A 15,478-nucleotide genomic window follows, 5' to 3' on the forward strand; every position below is an offset into this window, starting at 1 on the left:
GCGCTTTGCGCGAAGATGGTTCTACTTACTCGTGATGCTAGGGTGGTCAATTAACTTGTTTAAGGTCTTCGGTATCCAACTTGCCGTTCATGCGAGCTTTTTGCTGCTGCTCGGTTACTACGCCTACGATGGCTGGACGACTGCAGGGCTGCCCGGTGTCGTCTGGCAGACGTGGCTGATCCTGTTGTTTTTCGTGTGCGTGGTCATGCATGAACTTGGGCATTCGCTCACGGCGCGACGTTACGGCGTGCGGGTGCCGCGGATCCTCCTGCTCCCAATCGGTGGCATGGCGGAAATGGATCATATTCCGCGTAAACCGTCCGCAGAGCTGTGGATCACGGTAGCTGGGCCGGCGGTGAATTTTGGCATCGCGGCGATTCTATTCCCATTCGTTTGGCAAATGGAGAAAACGGGCGCTTACGTTTCTGAACATTCGCTCAACGGGTTGGTTTATCAATTATTACAGGCGAATCTGGTCATGGGTGTCTTTAACCTGCTCCCCGTGTTTCCGATGGACGGCGGCCGCATTTTACGCGCGCTGCTAGCAATCAAGCTGCCTTTCTTAAAAGCGACGAAGGTTGCGGTAACGATCAGCCGGATTCTCGCCCCGATTTTTGCCGGTGTGGCGTTCTTCTACCTTAACTGGCCGATGATGGGCATCTTGTTTGTGTTCATCTTCTTTATTTGCGGCGCGGAGTATAAACAAACGCTGCGTCGCGAAGAAGAAGAGCGTTACTGGGCCGAGATGGCTAAGCGCGTCGAAGAGGCGCGCGAAAGTGGTCGCCAGCCGCCGCTTATCGTTGGCGGGCCGTCATAAACACAAAAAGCCGCCCGCTTGCGCGGACGGCTTTAAAGTGGTGGACCCTAGGAGGCTCGAACTCCTGACCTCCTCAATGCCATTGAGGCGCTCTACCAACTGAGCTAAGAGCCCAAAGAACAAAATGAAGGGCCTAAAAGTGGTTTTTAAACGCCGATGGCAAGGACTTTTTCACGCATCTGGATCCATCGTGAAAGTAATAATCCACGTGTAGCCTTTGCGGGTCGGCGTCGGACCGGTATTGCGCAGGCTGCGAAACACTTTCAGCGCGAAATCATCGAACTCCTTACTGCCCGAACTGGTCGCGATTTTGACGTTGCTGATGTTGCCACTGGCCGAGATGTCGAATTGAACGCGGGCCTTGAGTTGATCGCTTAAACCCGGGGAATCTTCTGCCGCAATGCGCCGCACTTCCTGCACGAGAAAGGAGATGTAGGTGTCGAGCTTGTCCATTTCGGCGCGGGATAACGCTGTGCCGCCAGCACCGCCGCGATCATTGGCGGCCGATCCATTCGCTACACCGGTCGCGATGCCGCGAACGTCGATTTTTTTGTAGGATGCGGCTGACTTGCTTTTCCCAGTGCCGCTGGACTTCGAAGGATTTTTGATTGGGTTACTCTTTTTAAAACTATCGTAGGAAACTTTTTTGTTCGTCGACGGTTTCGCCTTCGTCGCGTCTGTCTTGGTTTTACTCTCGGTCGGTTTCGGCGCAGGCTTGGTGGATGTCTTAGTCGGCACTTTGGGCGGAATGATTGCCTCGGTTTGCTTGGCTGGCTCTTTGACCGGCGGCGGCGCGACGTCTTCTTCGACGTCAACCATTGGCACAGGCTCATCGTTCGCGCCTTCGTCCATGTCAGGCGGTTCAGGTAACTCGATTTTAACCTGATTCTTCGTGTTTCCTTTTTTAGGAGCTTCGGTTTCGTAAATGTTATTTCCCGGACCTTGGACGAGGTCGAATATCTGCGGGGCCTTCGCGGCTTGGCGAGCAGCCACCCACGTGGTCAAAAAAATCAGCGCGACGATAAGCGCGTGGATCGTCACCGAAACAACGAACGAATTTGTGCGCTGCGCGTGCATCAACTCACTTGGTCTGCGTGTCGAAGCTGATCTTGGTCAGGTTTTGCTTTCCGAGTTCGTCCATTACCTTGATCACTTTCTGATAAGCGATCGCTCCGTCGGCACGGATGCGCACCACGGGCTGCTTCGGTTTTTTGGCGGCGACGGCGAGTTGAGCGGAAAGTTCATCAAAGCTGATCGGAGCCTTCGAAGTGCCGGTGAAAATCTGGCCCGCTTTATCGATGACGATGGAAAGATACTCGGTGTCCGCCGGGGGGATTTGCTGCGCGGATTTGCTCTGCTCCGGCAGATTTACCGGGATCGTTTGCTCGTTTTGGATCAGCGGCGCGGCGAGCATGAAGATGATTAACAACGTGAATCCAAGGTCGACCAGATTGGTGACGTTCAGCTCCGCGACGGGGTGGAGATTGCGCTGTCTGCGAAATATTCTGGCCATGGGTGCGCGTCCTTATTTGGCCTCGAGCTCGATGCGGTCGGCGAGCGTGCTCGCGTAGTTTTCGAGTTCGGTGATCATGGTTTTGGCGTTTCCGAGCAGGAAATTATAGCCGAAGACGGACGGGATCGCCACGACGAGGCCGGCGATGGTCGTGAGGAGCGCGGCGGCGACACCTGGGGCGAGCGTAACGATGGTCGCAGAGCCTTGTTCCGCGGCGGCGGTAAATGCTTCCATGACGCCCCACACCGTTCCGAAAAGCCCCATGAACGGTGCTCCGGAAACGACTGAAGCGAGAAAGATCATGCTGGCTTCGTAGCGCAGGGTTTGGCGGGCCAGCGCGCGCTGAATCGCGTTTTCCGCGTGCTCGAGACGAGAACGGACATTGTCATCGCCTTTTTCTTTGCCGATCGCGGCGGCGCGCCAATACGCCTCGAGCGCATCGGCCAGCAAGTCCGCGTAAGGGATGTCGCGACGGCTCTTCAAGTTTTCCGGCAATTCAAGGATGTGACGCTCCTGGCCAATCTTGCGTTCGAATGCGAAGTTGAGCTCGCGCAGCTTTTTGAGTTCGGAATGTTTGCCCAACATCACCGCCCAGGCGAAGATGCTGAAGATGGCGAGGAGCACGATCACCGCCTGACCGACGCGGTCGGTGATGAGGAATACGTCCCACACGTTTACGACACTGAAAAGTTGCGAAGAAAAAGAGAAAGGCATGTGCGGTGAGTGTTGAAGTGTTCGTCGGGCGCAATCAACGGCAAATGCAACGACCTGCGCGGTTAAATCTGGTTGCGCGGGCCGGCCAACTTTTGTTCGGTAAGTCCCTTCCCTTTTCCCTCATGGTCACCAAGTCTCACCCGGTCGGCACTCTCATCTCTTTCGAAGGTTCGGAAGGCAGCGGCAAATCCACGCAGATCGCGCGGCTCGCCGGTCACCTGCAAAGAATCCACCGTGAAGTTGTCGCCACGCGCGAGCCGGGCGGCACCGAAATTGGCGAGCAGATTCGCAATATTATTGTTCACAATTCCAAGGGTGACGAGATGTGCCCCGAGACGGAATTGCTGCTCTTCACCGCGGCCCGCGCGCAAGTCGTGCGCGAAGTGATCGCCCCGGCGCTCCAGCGCGGCGCGGTCGTCTTGAGCGATCGCTATCTTGATTCTTCCACCGTTTACCAAGGCATCGCGCGCAACCTCGCGCCGGGTCCGGTGAGTGCGATCAACCGTTTCGCGGTCGGTGATGTCATGCCGAATCTTACTATCGTCATCGATGTGCCGACCGAAGTGAGCTTGGAACGCATCCGTCAGCGCGCGTCCGATCTACCTGACCGCATGGAGCGCGAAAATATTTCGTTCTATACGAAGGTCCGCGAAGGCTACCTGCTGCTCGCGAAAGAATGGCCGGATCGCGTCATCGTGCTCGACGGCACCCAAACGCCCGAAGCCATCGAAAAGAAAATTTGGGCCGAAGTGCAGAAACGCCTCGGTTGATAGACTGCGAACATGCCCGAAATTCTTTCATGGCCCTCCACCCTCGCCGGCACGCCGACGGTAGCGGTGCTTGAGCGCGCGATCGAACGCCGGCGGCTCGCACACAGTTTACTGCTCCAAGGAGAAAATCTCGGCACGCTCGCGATGGTGGCGCACGCGATTGCCGATCGCCTGCTCAACGACCCGCGCGATCCCTCGCAATATTTCGCGCCGAAGCAGCATCCCGATTTCCTGGCACTGCGTCCGGCGGGCAAAACGCGCCTCATTTCCGCTGACTCGACGCGTGATTTGATCGGACGGATTCAAGTCTCGCCGCAGATCTCTGTGCGGAAAGTTGCCGTCGTTTACGAAGCCGACCGCATGAATGTCGCTGCGGCCAATATTTTCCTGAAAACACTCGAAGAGCCCACCGCGAGCACCACGATCCTGCTCCTCACGACGCGCCCCTATTCGTTGCTGCCGACGATTCGCAGCCGCTGTCTGAATTTCCGGTTCACCGATTCACGCAGCCAAGCGCTCGCGGACGCCGAGGAAGCGACCCGCGAACAGTGGGTGTCGACGCGTGCTGACTACACCGCGTGGCTGGCTTCGCTCGCGACGGTCTCCACCGATAAGCGCGCGATCGCCGATCAGGTCATGGGCGTTTACGGTATCATCACGCGCTTCAATGCCGTGCTTTCCGCTGCGACCGATCAAATTTGGAAACAGCAAAAAGAAAAACTGCCTGACGATCTCGATGACGACGAAGTCGAAGCGATCCAGTCCGGCATCACCAACGGCATCCGCCTAAAGTTGTTCGGTGAACTCGAGCATTCCACCTGCGAGTTCGCCCAGAAACGCCTGCTCGAAAATGACGAGGCCACGCGCCGCTCGCTCGTGGCCGCCGTCGCCCAACTCGAGCACGACATCGGCCTGCTCCGCTTAAACCTCAACGAAGCCGCCGCGCTGGAGAATTTCCTGCTCTCGTCGCTCCGTCTTTGGACGAGACGCTAGACTCATGAGAAAGTTTTTTTCCGTCGCTTTGTTTGTTTTTATGGGTGCGGCGATTGGTAATAGCCAAGGGTTGTTGCGATTAACCGAAGGATGGCAGCCGTTTTTAGCGCGAATTGATCCCATTCAATTTCAGCTCTTGGAGAATCGCTTGAATATGCATCTCTCGGAGCAAGCTGAGGTCGTGCTTTACAACGTTTCTGAGAAAAAGCTGACCCGCAGTCTGGCTCTTAAGCGCGTTGATGGTAACCACTATCGCTTGGATATCGATTACCACGGCACCGAGACACACGAGTCATGGATGACAAAAAAATCCCTGCTGATTCCGGCTGACGCTGCAGGAAGATTTTTAGCTGCACTTCATCTGGCTTTGACTAAACAAGTTTACCCAATCGCACAAGGAAGCGAATCGCTGGATGATAGCACTTCTCGAACGAAAATTTGGATGCAGAGGCGATGCAGCGAATCAGTGCTCATGGCTGGATATGTAGAAATTCCTTCATACGGCGACCGATGTTTAGTGGGAGAAAACCGCTCGTTTTTGGCGTTCTGGGAACTAGTCCATTCTCTCGCTAAATGCGCGAGGCCGGATGGCGCACCTTTGGTAGACCTCGATTTGGAGATATCGCGGTTTAAGGCTTCATATCCCGACAACTAACCTCACGAACTCCTCGCGTTTGTCCATGTGGGGATTGTGGCCGGAGTCGGCGATGACTTCGATACGGGCATGTGGAAAATGAGTGCGAATCAACGCGTGGTCGCTTGGTTCGGCGTAGCGTGAGCGCCCGCCGACTACGAACAACGTCGGGCCATCGAAACGATCTTCGGTGTTCAGGCTGTTTTTTTCCATTAATGGCAGTGCTTCCGCGAGCGCGGGGAGATTCACGATCCAACGCCATCCGCCGCCTTCCGCCCGCTCGAGATTGGTCGCGAGGAATTTCCGCATGCCGAGGTTTTCCACGCGGGCTTCGAAACGCATTTCTGCCTCCTGCCGCGATTGCAGACTGGCGAGATCGAGTTCGACCATCGCGGCAAACTCTCCGCGGTGGGCAGCCCATGAATAATTTTTTGGGGCGATATCCACCACGACCAGCCGCTCCACGCGTTCCGGATGCCGGCACGCGAGTAACATCGCCGTTTTCCCGCCCATGCTGTGACCGACCAGGGTTGCTTTGCTGAGGCCCTGCGCATCCATCCAGCCAATGACGTCGTCAACCATCCCCTCGTAGTTCATCTCAGGCGCGTGCGGCGATTTGCCATGATTACGCAGGTCGAGGGCCATCACATGAAACTCCTTCGCCAGATCCCGCCCGGTGCTCAACCAGTTTCGCGACGAGCCGAGCAGCCCGTGCAGCAGCAACATCGGCGGTTTTCCCGCCCCGCCCAAATCGGTGTGATGGAGTTTAACCACAAGGACACGAAGAACGCGAAATCTCGTCGAACCAAGGCGAAATTGCCCGCGATGCAGACGTATTTTCTTCGTGCCCTTCGCGGCTTGGTGGTTCAGTAAAAGCGCTCCATGTCAGACAAGCTCACCCCGATGATGCAGCAGTATTTCGATGTGAAACGCGGCCTTCCCGCGAACACCCTGCTGCTTTTCCGATTGGGCGACTTCTACGAGATGTTTTTCGAAGACGCGCAAGTCGCGTCGAAACTGCTCGGGATCACTTTAACGAAACGGCAGGAAACGCCGATGTGCGGGATCCCGCAGCACGCAGCCGATGGTTACGTCACGAAGCTGCTCGCGGCAGGAAAAAAAGTCGCGATTTGCGACCAAGCTGAAGCCGCGCAGCCTGGCAAACTGGTGAAGCGCCAGCTTACGCGCATTCTTTCGCCCGGCACTACGCTCGCGGCCAATCAACTCGACGCTGCGAAAAACCATTATCTGTGCGCGCTGGAATTAAACAAAGCCGGTCTGCACGCGGCTTGGATTGATTTGTCCACCGGCGAGTTTCGAATCGCCACGGATGCGCGCCCGGAAAATTTGTTGCCGGTGCTGACCGCGCTCGATCCGGCGGAGTTGGTCTTGATCGAAGGCGATCTCGCAAAATGGCAGGCGGCTCCTCACGAAGAACACGCGGTGCACGCGCTCCACCATTTCTGTTCACCGCGGCTCTGCTCGGAGTTGCCCGGCTATCATTTTGAAATAGTTGGCGGCGCCAAAACGGTGATGGACGCGCTCGGTGTGCTGAATTTGCAGGGCTTCGGTCTCGCCAGTTCGCACCCGGCACTCGGCGCGGCGGGCGCGCTGGTTTATTACGCCACGGAAAATCTTCGCGCGAAGCCGCAGAACCTTCGCTCGCTGCAAGAATACCGCAGCGCGCGCACCTTGCTCCTCGATCCAGCAACGCTGCGTAATCTCGAGATTTTCGCCTCCACCCGCGGCACTCGCGAAGCTTCGTTGCTCGGTGCAATTGATCGCAGCACGACGTCGGCCGGTTCACGCTTGCTCGAACGCTGGCTCGCGGCCCCCACGCTCGACCTCACGGAGATCAATCGCCGCCAAACGGTGGTCGGCGAGCTCATCGCCCAACCAAGCGACCTTGCCGAATTGCGCGAGTTGCTCGACAAGGTGCGCGATATCCCGCGCATTCTTGGCCGCCTGCAAAACCGTTTGCGTAATCCACGCGAACTCGGCGGCGTCAAGGATACGCTCGCGCAAATCCCTGCGATTACTGCGCGTCTGGATTTGCTCGATTCGCACTTGGTCGGCAGCCACGGCGGCGAGACTTCCAAGGTGCGGGCGCGCATCACCGATCTGCCGGCGCTACGTGATTTGCTCGCGAAGGCGCTCGCGGATGAACTGCCCAACGACCTGCAGGACGGAAATTACATTCGCGTCGGCTACGACGAAGAACTCGAACGCCTGCGCAATCTCACGAGTGGCAACAAATCCTGGCTCGCGGAGTTGGAGCGCAAGGAACAAGAGCGCTCGGGCATCAAGAGTCTCAAGGTGCGCTACACGTCGACCTTCGGTTATTATATCGAGGTGACGAAAGCGAATCTCGCGAACGTCCCGTCCGACTACATCCGCAAACAAACCACGGTTTCGGGTGAGCGTTACGTTACCGAGGAACTGAAGCTGAAGGAAAAAGAGATTTTCTCCGCCGAGGAAAAGTCACTGGCCCGTGAACTCGAGTTGTTCAGCTATCTCGTGGGCGCAGTGCTGGACGAGTCAGTCTCGCTCACGCGCACTGCCGATGCGCTCGCCGAACTCGATGTGCTTGCCGGTTGGGCAGTGCTCGCGCGGGATTGGGATTATTGCCGACCGGAAATTTCCGAAGGCGAACAACTCGTCATCACCGACGGTCGTCACCCGGTCGTGGAGCAGATGTTGAAACAGGAACGCCTTGGCCTCGCCGGCAGCCACACCTTCGTGCCGAACGACACGTCGCTCGCGAGTGACGATGCGCAGATCGCGCTTATCACCGGACCGAACATGGCGGGTAAATCGACTTACATCCGCCAGGTCGCGCTCATCACGCTCATGGCGCAGATCGGGTGTTGGACTCCGGCAAAAGCCTGCCGCATCGGCCTCGTGGATCGGATTTTCTCACGCGTCGGTGCCAGCGACGACCTTGCGCGTGGTAACTCGACGTTCATGGTCGAGATGAACGAGACGGCGAACATCCTCAACAACGCCACGGAACGTTCGCTTATCATCCTCGACGAAATCGGTCGCGGCACGTCGACCTACGATGGCTTGAGCATCGCGTGGGCCGTGGTTGAACATTTGCACCGCGCCGCCGATCGCGGCGCACGCACGCTCTTCGCGACACATTATCAGGAACTCACCCAGCTTGATAAACACCTGCCTCGTCTCCGCAACTACTCGGTCGCGGTGAAGGAGTGGAACGACGACATCGTGTTCGTTCGTCGCGTCGTCGAAGGCGCCGCAGATCGCAGCTACGGTATCCAAGTCGCGCGACTGGCGGGTTTGCCGCTTACGGTGATCGATCGCGCGAAGACTATTTTAGCCCAACTCGAATCCGACGATGTCACGGTGACACTGCCTTCGCCACAACCGCAGACCAAGCCGAAGAAAAAAATCACCGTCACACCGCCCGACGATTCACAGATGAGTTTGCTGTGATTACACGCCAGCGAGCGGGATGCCCAGTAGTTTGGCCGCATCTAGCATCCGTCGGTCGCAGGTAAATAGCGGGCCCGCATCTACACTTAAATAAGTTGCCAGATGGATCGCATCCAGCGTCCGCAGCGGAACGGCCGGATGCAGTTGCATCATTACTTCTGCCGCTTCGCTTACGATCGTCCGCGTGAGCGGCACCAAGTCGATCATTCCCGTATCCAGCATTTCCTCGAAGCGTTCCCAGATGCGGATTCGTGACGCGGGGCTGAGGTGACCGCTGCGTTCTTTGCCCAAGCTCGCGGAACGCAGTTCGCCGATCAAAAGATCCGATGAAAAAAATCCCAAGCCGCCCACGATGAGTTCACACTCGTCCGAGTCTGGCTCGGGGATAAAGAGTTTAACGGCGACCGAGGTATCCAAATACATCTCAGTAGCCGCCGTCGCGATCTGCGCGAATCAATGGGGTTGAATCGGGCGTCATCGGCATACTGTCGCGAAATGCTTTGAGCGATTGCCATGGCTTGCCGCGCATAATCGGCCGGTAACGCACGATCATCGCCTTCGGTTCACCGTCGCTTGTAATGACGATTTGCTCGCCGCGGGACGCTCGGTGAAGCAGCGCCGAAAGTTGATCTTTCGCTTCGCGCACGGCGACCACATCGCGACGAACACCGTGAGCAAGTGCAGCCTCACGGATTTGTTGGGCAGTCTCCGGCTCCTTTTGCTTGTAAGCGATTGCAGGCTTATTTGGCTTCATGTGGCCAATTGAGGCCAATCAGCGCTATTCCACAAGCTTTTATCAGAATATCTGGGTGAATTCAGGCGGTAATTCCGCTCGTGCTTTGAAGTCACATTGGCGTCCGGCGAATTCATAAGTGAAACTGGTTTCCAGTGAGTGCAGATACAGGCGTTTGCTCCGCGTCATCTTCGTAAAGGCGCGGTTCATACCGAAGTCGCCGTAGGTTTGATCGCCGACGATTGGCAGCTGCCGCTTGGCGCATTGCACGCGGAGTTGATGACTGCGGCCGGTCTTGGGTTCGAGCCGGACGAGCGAGGTCGAGAACGTGCGCTGCGTATGCTTGATGAGTTGGAATTTTGCCTCCGAAGGGATGTTTCCGATGGTCGCGGTGCGGATTTGTCCGTGGCCTTTTTGCACGGCGAGCAAGTCGCGCCACACCTCGAAGTTTTTATGCGGCTTCCCAAAGACCAGCGCTTGATAGGTTTTGTGGACGTGTTTCTTGGCAAAATGGCTGCGCACGGCCATCGCGACTTTTTCGTTGGCGGCCGTGAGGATCACGCCAGAGGTCGCGGAATCGAGACGGTTGAGCAACCAAAGTTGACGCGGTGATCCATCCGCCGCGCGCCAATTGAAACACTGCGCTTCCTTATCGTAACGTGCCGTGAGCAACGAGCGGGCCTCGTCCTGCGACTCGTTGGGATGAGAAAGAATTCCCGATGGTTTATCGAAAGCGGCAAGGCCGTTGGCGTCGCGCACCAACAGCCGAACGCCTTCGCCCAAAGGCAACGTATCCCAAAAATCTTCCGGCAAGGCGCTCACTATTGGTAGTAAAACGAGAACACCAATTCCTGGCTCGTGCCGAGCAGGTCGATCATTTTCTCCGGCCATTTCCGGTAGGGTTGACGGGTTTCGATCGCGGCCTGACTCCAACTGCTTCCTTGCAACCCGGCAGTTTGCTCGATGCTCAGAACTTGAACCTCACCAAGGGAATTAATTTTGAATTTAATTTCCACTTTTGTGCCGCGTTGCGGATAGGTCGAACTCGCGCGGACAATATTGTCCCACTGCACCTGCACGATTTCGATAAGTTCCTGAAGGTATTCACCGTATTCGCTTTTGAAGGCGTTGCTGGCGGACACACCAATGTTGGACGAGCCGCTGACTTTGTTGGTGAGGATCGTATCGCGATTCAGCGACGTGGAAGGCAGACGCGGACGCTCCTTGGGTTGCGGACGACGGCTTTCGTTCACGCTGACCAAGCCGCCCTCGGTTTCTTTGGAATCGCGCGCGCCTTCCAATGCACGGTCGGCGCGGTTCGATTGGTTTTTAGAATTGGAAATATTGCTGGCGATCCCGTCTTCGGAAAGTCCTTCGTTTTTCTCGAAGCCCGAAAGCGGGGTTTGTTCAGCGCGGGCTTTTTGTTCGTTTTGCTGTTGTTCGCTTTGTTCGACGCTCTGCTCGGCAGGTGGCGTGCCGAGTTGCGGCGGAGCCATCTGGCCGGAAACGATGGCGGAGTCGTTTTTGATTTCGTCCTGCCCTTTCACGGTCGGCAGCCCATTCGGGTCGAGTTCCTTGGCGGCGACTTCCTGCGCGACCTGCTGGTCGCGGTTGCTAAAATTGTCCGTCTTGTCGGGAGTATTTTCCGGTGCGGCGCTGTTGGTCTCCACGAAGCGCATCGGGTTCTTTTTTTCCTCGACCGCATCGGGCGGCACGAGTTGGAAATCGAAAGTCTTTTCCTTGTTCTTGTTGTTTACCTGTATGCCGGCGTGCGATCCGGAAAATTCCGAAAGGTTGAACTTTGGCGACAGCCAGAATAGCAGCACGTGAAACACTACCGTGCACGCGATCCCGATGCCGATGGAGCGGCTGGGCTCGTCTTTTTCAGGCGCCACTGGCGCGCGCTTTGAAGGTTCTTCTAACAGGGTGCTCAAGTTCGTTGAATCAACCCAGCAGACCCGCACGAGTCAAAAGTTGTTTCATTTCTTCTAACGGCATCCCAATAATATTTGTGAGCGACCCCGTGAAGCTCTCCACAATGAGTTCACTGTGCTCCTGAATCGCATAGCCGCCGGCCTTGTCGAGCGTGTGCACGCGACTGAGATAAAGTTCGATGGTGGCGTCGTCGAATTGCTTAAACGTTACCTCGCTCGCGGCTCCGCCGTCGAGTTTCAGCCGGTCCTTGACCCGCCGAATCGCCAACCCCGTGAACACCGTGTGGCGGCTGCCGCTTAATCTCCGCAACATCGCGCGCGCGTCCGCCGCATCCCGGGGTTTGTTCAACACGGTTTTACCCACGAAGACCGTCGTGTCGGCGCCGATCACCGTGGCTTCGGGATGGCGCGCTGCGACCCAGTCGGCTTTCAACGCGGCGTTATAGCTCACCATTTCGCGCGGGTCAGCGTCGGGCGCTTCGTGTTCCACGACCTCGGCGGGAATGACCGCAAACGGCAGCCCCAGTTGTGCGAGCAGTTCTTTTCTGCGCGGCGAAGCGGAAGCGAGAATTAGACGCGGCGTAACAGCGGCTTGGGTCATGCGCCGGCACAGTGGCGGTAAGCCCGGGCGGCGGCTAGCGGAAACTGAGGCTTGGGGTTGCAGTCCAGCACTTTGCCCTCAAGTTCATCCCCTTTCCCATGCGCATCGGACTGGCTCAGATTAACACCATCGTAGGCGATCTCGCCGGCAACAGCCGGCGAATCCTTGACGCGTATCAAAAACTGGCGTCCGCCGGTGCCGAATTGGTGCTATTTCCCGAACTCGTGGTCAGCGGTTATCCGCCGCGCGACCTCCTTTTTAAAAAGCGTTTCGTGTCCGACGTCGAAGCCGCTACGCTCGCGATCGCCGCGCAAATCGGCGCGGTGCCGGCGGTGATCGGTTACACTGAAGCGAATCATTCCGGACGCGGGCGCGCCGTTTTCAATTCCGCTGCGTTTTGCCACGCGGGTAAAATTATCGCGACGGCCCGCAAATGTCTGCTACCGACCTACGACGTGTTCGATGAAGACCGCTATTTCGAGCCCGCGGAGCAACCCACTGTCGTCGAATTTCAAGGCCGCCGTATCGGCATCACCATTTGCGAAGACATCTGGACGCATGCGATGATTTCCACGCGCCGCCTGTATCACGGCGTGGTTCCGGTCAAGCAACTCGCCGGCCAACGCTGCGACTTGATGCTCAACCTTTCCGCGAGTCCGTGGAATCACGGCAAAGGCAGCGTGCGCCACACCCTCGTCGGCGGCACCGCCAAAGCCCTAGGCTGTCCGGTCGCTTATTGCAATTCCGTCGGCGGTAACGACGAACTCATTTTCGATGGACGCAGCGTGGTGTGCGATGCGTCCGGTCACGTCGTCGGTGGCCTGGCTGCGTTCCGCGAAGACCTGCAAGTGGTGTCAATTTGCTCGCCCACGTCGACTTCGCAGCACGCGACCTTCGACCAACCCGACCTCGCCGATATCCACGACGCTCTCGTGCTCGGTGTGCGCGACTACGCGCAGAAGACCGGCTTTAAAAAAGCTCTGCTCGGACTCTCCGGGGGCATCGATTCTGCGCTCACCGCCGTCATCGCCGCCGAAGCGCTTGGCCCGAAAAACGTCATCGGCGTGAGTTTGCCTTCTGAAATTTCCAGCCAGCACAGCCGCGACGACGCCCGCATCCTCGCCGAAAAACTCGGCATCGACTACCACACGATTTCCATCGCCGACGTCGTAAGCGCCGCCGAGCAATCGCTCGCGCCAATCTTCGCCGGTCGCCCGCGCGATATCGCCGAGGAAAATATTCAGGCGCGCGCGCGCGGCCTGTTGCTCATGGCGATCTCGAATAAATTCGGTGCGCTGCTCCTCACCACCGGCAACAAGAGCGAACTCGCCGTCGGTTACTGCACGCTTTACGGCGACATGTGCGGCGGCCTCGCAGTCATCAGCGACGTTTTCAAAATGCAGGTTTACGCACTCTCGCGTTGGATCAACCGCGACCGCGAAATCATCCCGGCTAACTCCATCGACAAAGCCCCCAGCGCCGAATTGCGTCCGAATCAAACCGATCAAGACAGCCTGCCGCCTTACGAAGTGCTCGACGAAATTTTAAGAGGTTACGTCGAAGAAGGCCTCTCTCGCGCCGACCTCGTCGCCCGCGGTTTCGAGCAAGCCGTCGTCAACGACATCGTGCGCAAAGTCGACCTCAACGAATACAAACGCAAACAAGCCGCCCCCGGCTTGAAAATCACGCCCCTCGCCTTCGGCGTCGGCCGCCGCATTCCGATCGTGCAGAAATACGTGAGCTGATGACCTATAAAAATTGGAGATTGGCCTTCGCCATGATCACCGCGGGCACTTGGTCAGCTTTAGGTGGCGCTTGGCTAATCCGGACTGCTGAATCGTGCGGTAATCTTCTTTTCGGCGCAGTTGTGATTGCCGGATTATTATTGGGAGCAGCCGCTTCTTTTGCGGTTTATCATCTGCCTATCAAGTTCGGGGCCACAATATCCGCTCTTGGAATTGCGGCTAATTACTACTTCTGGCATCACATTCTTGCAGCATGAATTCCGAACAACTCTTCGCACGCGCCCAGCAACTCATCCCCGGTGGCGTAAATTCTCCCGTTCGCGCGTTTCGCTCCGTGGGCGGGGCGCCGTTTTTCACGAAGTCGGCGCATGGCGCCACGCTCACCACGGCGGACGGCCGCGAGTTGATCGACTTCGTCTGCACGTGGGGTCCGGCGATTCACGGACACAATCATCCGCGCATTAAAGCGGCCATCGCCGCAGCACTGGAAAACGGCACGTCGTTCGGCACGCCGAATCCTTACGAGGTCCAAATGGCGGAGTTGATCGTGAAGTTTTTTCCGTCAATCCAAAAAATCCGCATGTGCAACAGCGGCACGGAAGCGACAATGTCGGCCATCCGCCTCGCGCGTGGATTCACGCGTCGTGACAAGATCATCAAGTTCGCGGGTTGCTACCACGGCCACAGCGATTCGTTGCTCGTCGCGGCCGGCTCCGGCGCGCTTACGCATGGCAATCCCGACAGCGCCGGCGTGCCCGCGTCATTTGCGCGCGAAACCGTTGTGCTGCCTTATAACGACACCGCCGCTATCGACGCGGCCTTTGCGGCTAATTCGGGCCAGATTGCCTGCATCATTCTCGAGCCCTACATCGGCAATGTCGGTTTCATCAAGCCTGACGCCGGCTACCTTCAACACGTGCGCAAAGCCTGCACCGCGAACGGTGCAGTGCTGATTTTCGATGAAGTGATGACCGGCTTCCGTCTCGCGCGTGGCGGCGTGCAGGAAATCGAAAAAATTACGCCTGACCTCACTTGCCTCGGCAAAATCATCGGTGGCGGCCTGCCCGTCGGCGCATTCGGCGGCCGTGCGGAAATCATGGATCAACTCGCCCCCCTCGGCCCGGTGTATCAGGCCGGCACGCTCAGCGGTAATCCACTCGCGATGGCGGCGGGCATTGCGTCGCTCCAACTGCTCGAAGAACTGAACCCTTACGCGAAACTCGACGCCCTCGCCCGCAAAATCTGCGCCGCCGCGCTCGCTGCCGCGAAAACGAAAGGCATTCCGCTCCAAGCGCCGCAAGCGGGTTCGATGTTCAGTTTGTTTTTTACTGCCATGCCAGTGCGCGACATGGCCTCGGCGCTTACGTCTGACGCGAAGATTTTTGCGAATTTTTTCAACGTTTGCCTCGCCGCCGGCGTTTATCTTCCACCCAGCGCTTACGAATCGTGGTTTCTCAGCACCGCGCACGCAGGCGCTGGCATCGACCGTGCTTGCGAAGTGATCACTTCGGGCATCCAGTCGCTCTAAGATTGAAACCAACCGCCCGTAGAAAGCGTATTACCTCATT

At 57.5% G+C, this 15,478-nt stretch carries 17 protein-coding genes and 1 tRNA gene; 8 read left to right on the plus strand and 10 right to left on the minus strand.

The features are described 5' to 3' along the window. Window positions 1-55: 55 nt before the first annotated feature. Window positions 56-817 carry a site-2 protease family protein gene (locus tag ACRRQW_RS17770; protein ID WP_438482961.1) on the plus strand — a complete coding sequence of 254 codons (762 nt, stop codon included), beginning with the start codon at window positions 56-58 and terminating at the stop codon, window positions 815-817. Window positions 818-855: 38 nt separating this feature from the next. On the opposite strand, the gene ACRRQW_RS17775 is transcribed toward ACRRQW_RS17770, so the two are convergent. The 4 genes from ACRRQW_RS17775 to ACRRQW_RS17790 form a co-directional block, all read right to left on the minus strand. Next, window positions 856-931: transfer RNA gene (locus ACRRQW_RS17775), tRNA-Ala, on the minus strand. A 57-nt stretch (window positions 932-988) separates the two neighbouring features. Continuing rightward, entirely contained in the window at window positions 989-1,858 is an 870-nt protein-coding gene (locus ACRRQW_RS17780) for a TonB family protein (protein WP_438482962.1), read from the minus strand. Between the two features lie 40 nt (window positions 1,859-1,898). Continuing rightward, a complete protein-coding gene (locus ACRRQW_RS17785) occupies window positions 1,899-2,330 on the minus strand; it encodes an ExbD/TolR family protein (protein WP_438482963.1) in 432 nt (143 codons plus the stop codon). Window positions 2,331-2,342: 12 nt separating this feature from the next. Beyond that, a complete protein-coding gene (locus ACRRQW_RS17790) occupies window positions 2,343-3,044 on the minus strand; it encodes a MotA/TolQ/ExbB proton channel family protein (protein ID WP_438482964.1) in 702 nt (233 codons plus the stop codon). 122 nt (window positions 3,045-3,166) lie between these two features. Here ACRRQW_RS17790 and tmk point away from each other — a divergent pair, with 122 nt between their 5' ends. From tmk to ACRRQW_RS17805, 3 genes are read left to right on the plus strand one after another with little or no spacing between them, the layout of a single operon-like run. Further along, on the plus strand, window positions 3,167-3,814 hold the full coding sequence (gene tmk, locus ACRRQW_RS17795) for a dTMP kinase (protein WP_438482965.1): 648 nt from the start codon (window positions 3,167-3,169) through the stop codon (window positions 3,812-3,814). Window positions 3,815-3,826: 12 nt separating this feature from the next. Beyond that, window positions 3,827-4,807, plus strand: coding sequence for a DNA polymerase III subunit gamma/tau (locus ACRRQW_RS17800; RefSeq protein WP_438482966.1), 981 nt, complete (start codon window positions 3,827-3,829; stop codon window positions 4,805-4,807). A gap of 4 nt (window positions 4,808-4,811) precedes the next feature. Beyond that, window positions 4,812-5,462 carry a hypothetical protein gene (locus tag ACRRQW_RS17805; protein WP_438482967.1) on the plus strand — a complete coding sequence of 217 codons (651 nt, stop codon included), beginning with the start codon at window positions 4,812-4,814 and terminating at the stop codon, window positions 5,460-5,462. On the opposite strand, the gene ACRRQW_RS17810 is transcribed toward ACRRQW_RS17805, so the two are convergent. Next, window positions 5,445-6,215 carry an alpha/beta fold hydrolase gene (locus ACRRQW_RS17810; RefSeq protein ID WP_438482968.1) on the minus strand — a complete coding sequence of 257 codons (771 nt, stop codon included), beginning with the start codon at window positions 6,213-6,215 and terminating at the stop codon, window positions 5,445-5,447. The two genes, ACRRQW_RS17805 and ACRRQW_RS17810, sit on opposite strands and share 18 nt — an antisense overlap. A gap of 108 nt (window positions 6,216-6,323) precedes the next feature. Here ACRRQW_RS17810 and mutS point away from each other — a divergent pair, with 108 nt between their 5' ends. Continuing rightward, window positions 6,324-8,897 (plus strand): DNA mismatch repair protein MutS, encoded by a 2,574-nt coding sequence (mutS, locus tag ACRRQW_RS17815; RefSeq protein WP_438482969.1) that lies wholly within the window; start codon window positions 6,324-6,326, stop codon window positions 8,895-8,897. Here the strand turns inward: mutS and ACRRQW_RS17820 are convergent, their stop codons facing one another. From ACRRQW_RS17820 to ACRRQW_RS17840, 5 genes are read right to left on the minus strand one after another with little or no spacing between them, the layout of a single operon-like run. After that, window positions 8,898-9,320 (minus strand): type II toxin-antitoxin system VapC family toxin, encoded by a 423-nt coding sequence (locus ACRRQW_RS17820; protein WP_438482970.1) that lies wholly within the window; start codon window positions 9,318-9,320, stop codon window positions 8,898-8,900. Between the two features lies 1 nt (window position 9,321). Beyond that, window positions 9,322-9,651, minus strand: coding sequence for a type II toxin-antitoxin system Phd/YefM family antitoxin (locus tag ACRRQW_RS17825; RefSeq protein ID WP_438482971.1), 330 nt, complete (start codon window positions 9,649-9,651; stop codon window positions 9,322-9,324). 42 nt (window positions 9,652-9,693) lie between these two features. Beyond that, entirely contained in the window at window positions 9,694-10,452 is a 759-nt protein-coding gene (locus ACRRQW_RS17830; protein ID WP_438482972.1) for a pseudouridine synthase, read from the minus strand. Further along, window positions 10,452-11,525, minus strand: a complete 1,074-nt coding sequence (locus ACRRQW_RS17835) for a hypothetical protein (RefSeq protein ID WP_438482973.1) — start codon at window positions 11,523-11,525, stop codon at window positions 10,452-10,454. Before ACRRQW_RS17835 ends, ACRRQW_RS17830 begins: the two co-directional genes overlap by 1 nt. 49 nt (window positions 11,526-11,574) lie before the next feature. Further along, complete coding sequence (locus tag ACRRQW_RS17840) at window positions 11,575-12,165, minus strand: Maf family protein (RefSeq protein WP_438482974.1); 591 nt, start codon at window positions 12,163-12,165, stop codon at window positions 11,575-11,577. Between the two features lie 98 nt (window positions 12,166-12,263). Between ACRRQW_RS17840 and ACRRQW_RS17845 the strand changes: the two genes are divergently transcribed. Genes ACRRQW_RS17845 through hemL form a run of 3 tightly spaced genes read left to right on the plus strand, consistent with a single transcriptional unit; the run spans window position 12,264 to window position 15,438 of the window. Continuing rightward, a complete protein-coding gene (locus tag ACRRQW_RS17845; protein WP_438482975.1) occupies window positions 12,264-13,910 on the plus strand; it encodes an NAD+ synthase in 1,647 nt (548 codons plus the stop codon). Then, window positions 13,910-14,167, plus strand: coding sequence for a hypothetical protein (locus ACRRQW_RS17850; RefSeq protein WP_438482976.1), 258 nt, complete (start codon window positions 13,910-13,912; stop codon window positions 14,165-14,167). Before ACRRQW_RS17845 ends, ACRRQW_RS17850 begins: the two co-directional genes overlap by 1 nt. Next, entirely contained in the window at window positions 14,164-15,438 is a 1,275-nt protein-coding gene (gene hemL, locus ACRRQW_RS17855; protein WP_438482977.1) for a glutamate-1-semialdehyde 2,1-aminomutase, read from the plus strand. The genes ACRRQW_RS17850 and hemL overlap by 4 nt, the downstream gene beginning before the upstream one ends. Window positions 15,439-15,478 lie beyond the last annotated feature (40 nt).

It is taken from the genome of Oleiharenicola lentus, from assembly GCF_051660365.1.
Taxonomy (GTDB): domain Bacteria; phylum Verrucomicrobiota; class Verrucomicrobiia; order Opitutales; family Opitutaceae; genus Lacunisphaera; species Lacunisphaera lenta_A.

Excerpts from the sequence above, each read along its gene's own strand:
- mutS (WP_438482969.1), top strand. The coding sequence starts at position 6,324 with ATGTCAGACAAGCTCACCCCGATGATGCAGCAGTATTTCGATGTGAAA.
- ACRRQW_RS17825 (WP_438482971.1), bottom strand. The coding sequence starts at position 9,651 with ATGAAGCCAAATAAGCCTGCAATCGCTTACAAGCAAAAGGAGCCGGAG.
- ACRRQW_RS17805 (WP_438482967.1), top strand. The coding sequence starts at position 4,812 with ATGAGAAAGTTTTTTTCCGTCGCTTTGTTTGTTTTTATGGGTGCGGCG.
- hemL (WP_438482977.1), top strand. The coding sequence starts at position 14,164 with ATGAATTCCGAACAACTCTTCGCACGCGCCCAGCAACTCATCCCCGGT.
- ACRRQW_RS17840 (WP_438482974.1), bottom strand. The coding sequence starts at position 12,165 with ATGACCCAAGCCGCTGTTACGCCGCGTCTAATTCTCGCTTCCGCTTCG.
- ACRRQW_RS17785 (WP_438482963.1), bottom strand. The coding sequence starts at position 2,330 with ATGGCCAGAATATTTCGCAGACAGCGCAATCTCCACCCCGTCGCGGAG.
- ACRRQW_RS17790 (WP_438482964.1), bottom strand. The coding sequence starts at position 3,044 with ATGCCTTTCTCTTTTTCTTCGCAACTTTTCAGTGTCGTAAACGTGTGG.
- ACRRQW_RS17800 (WP_438482966.1), top strand. The coding sequence starts at position 3,827 with ATGCCCGAAATTCTTTCATGGCCCTCCACCCTCGCCGGCACGCCGACG.
- ACRRQW_RS17850 (WP_438482976.1), top strand. The coding sequence starts at position 13,910 with ATGACCTATAAAAATTGGAGATTGGCCTTCGCCATGATCACCGCGGGC.
- ACRRQW_RS17820 (WP_438482970.1), bottom strand. The coding sequence starts at position 9,320 with ATGTATTTGGATACCTCGGTCGCCGTTAAACTCTTTATCCCCGAGCCA.
- ACRRQW_RS17845 (WP_438482975.1), top strand. The coding sequence starts at position 12,264 with ATGCGCATCGGACTGGCTCAGATTAACACCATCGTAGGCGATCTCGCC.
- tmk (WP_438482965.1), top strand. The coding sequence starts at position 3,167 with ATGGTCACCAAGTCTCACCCGGTCGGCACTCTCATCTCTTTCGAAGGT.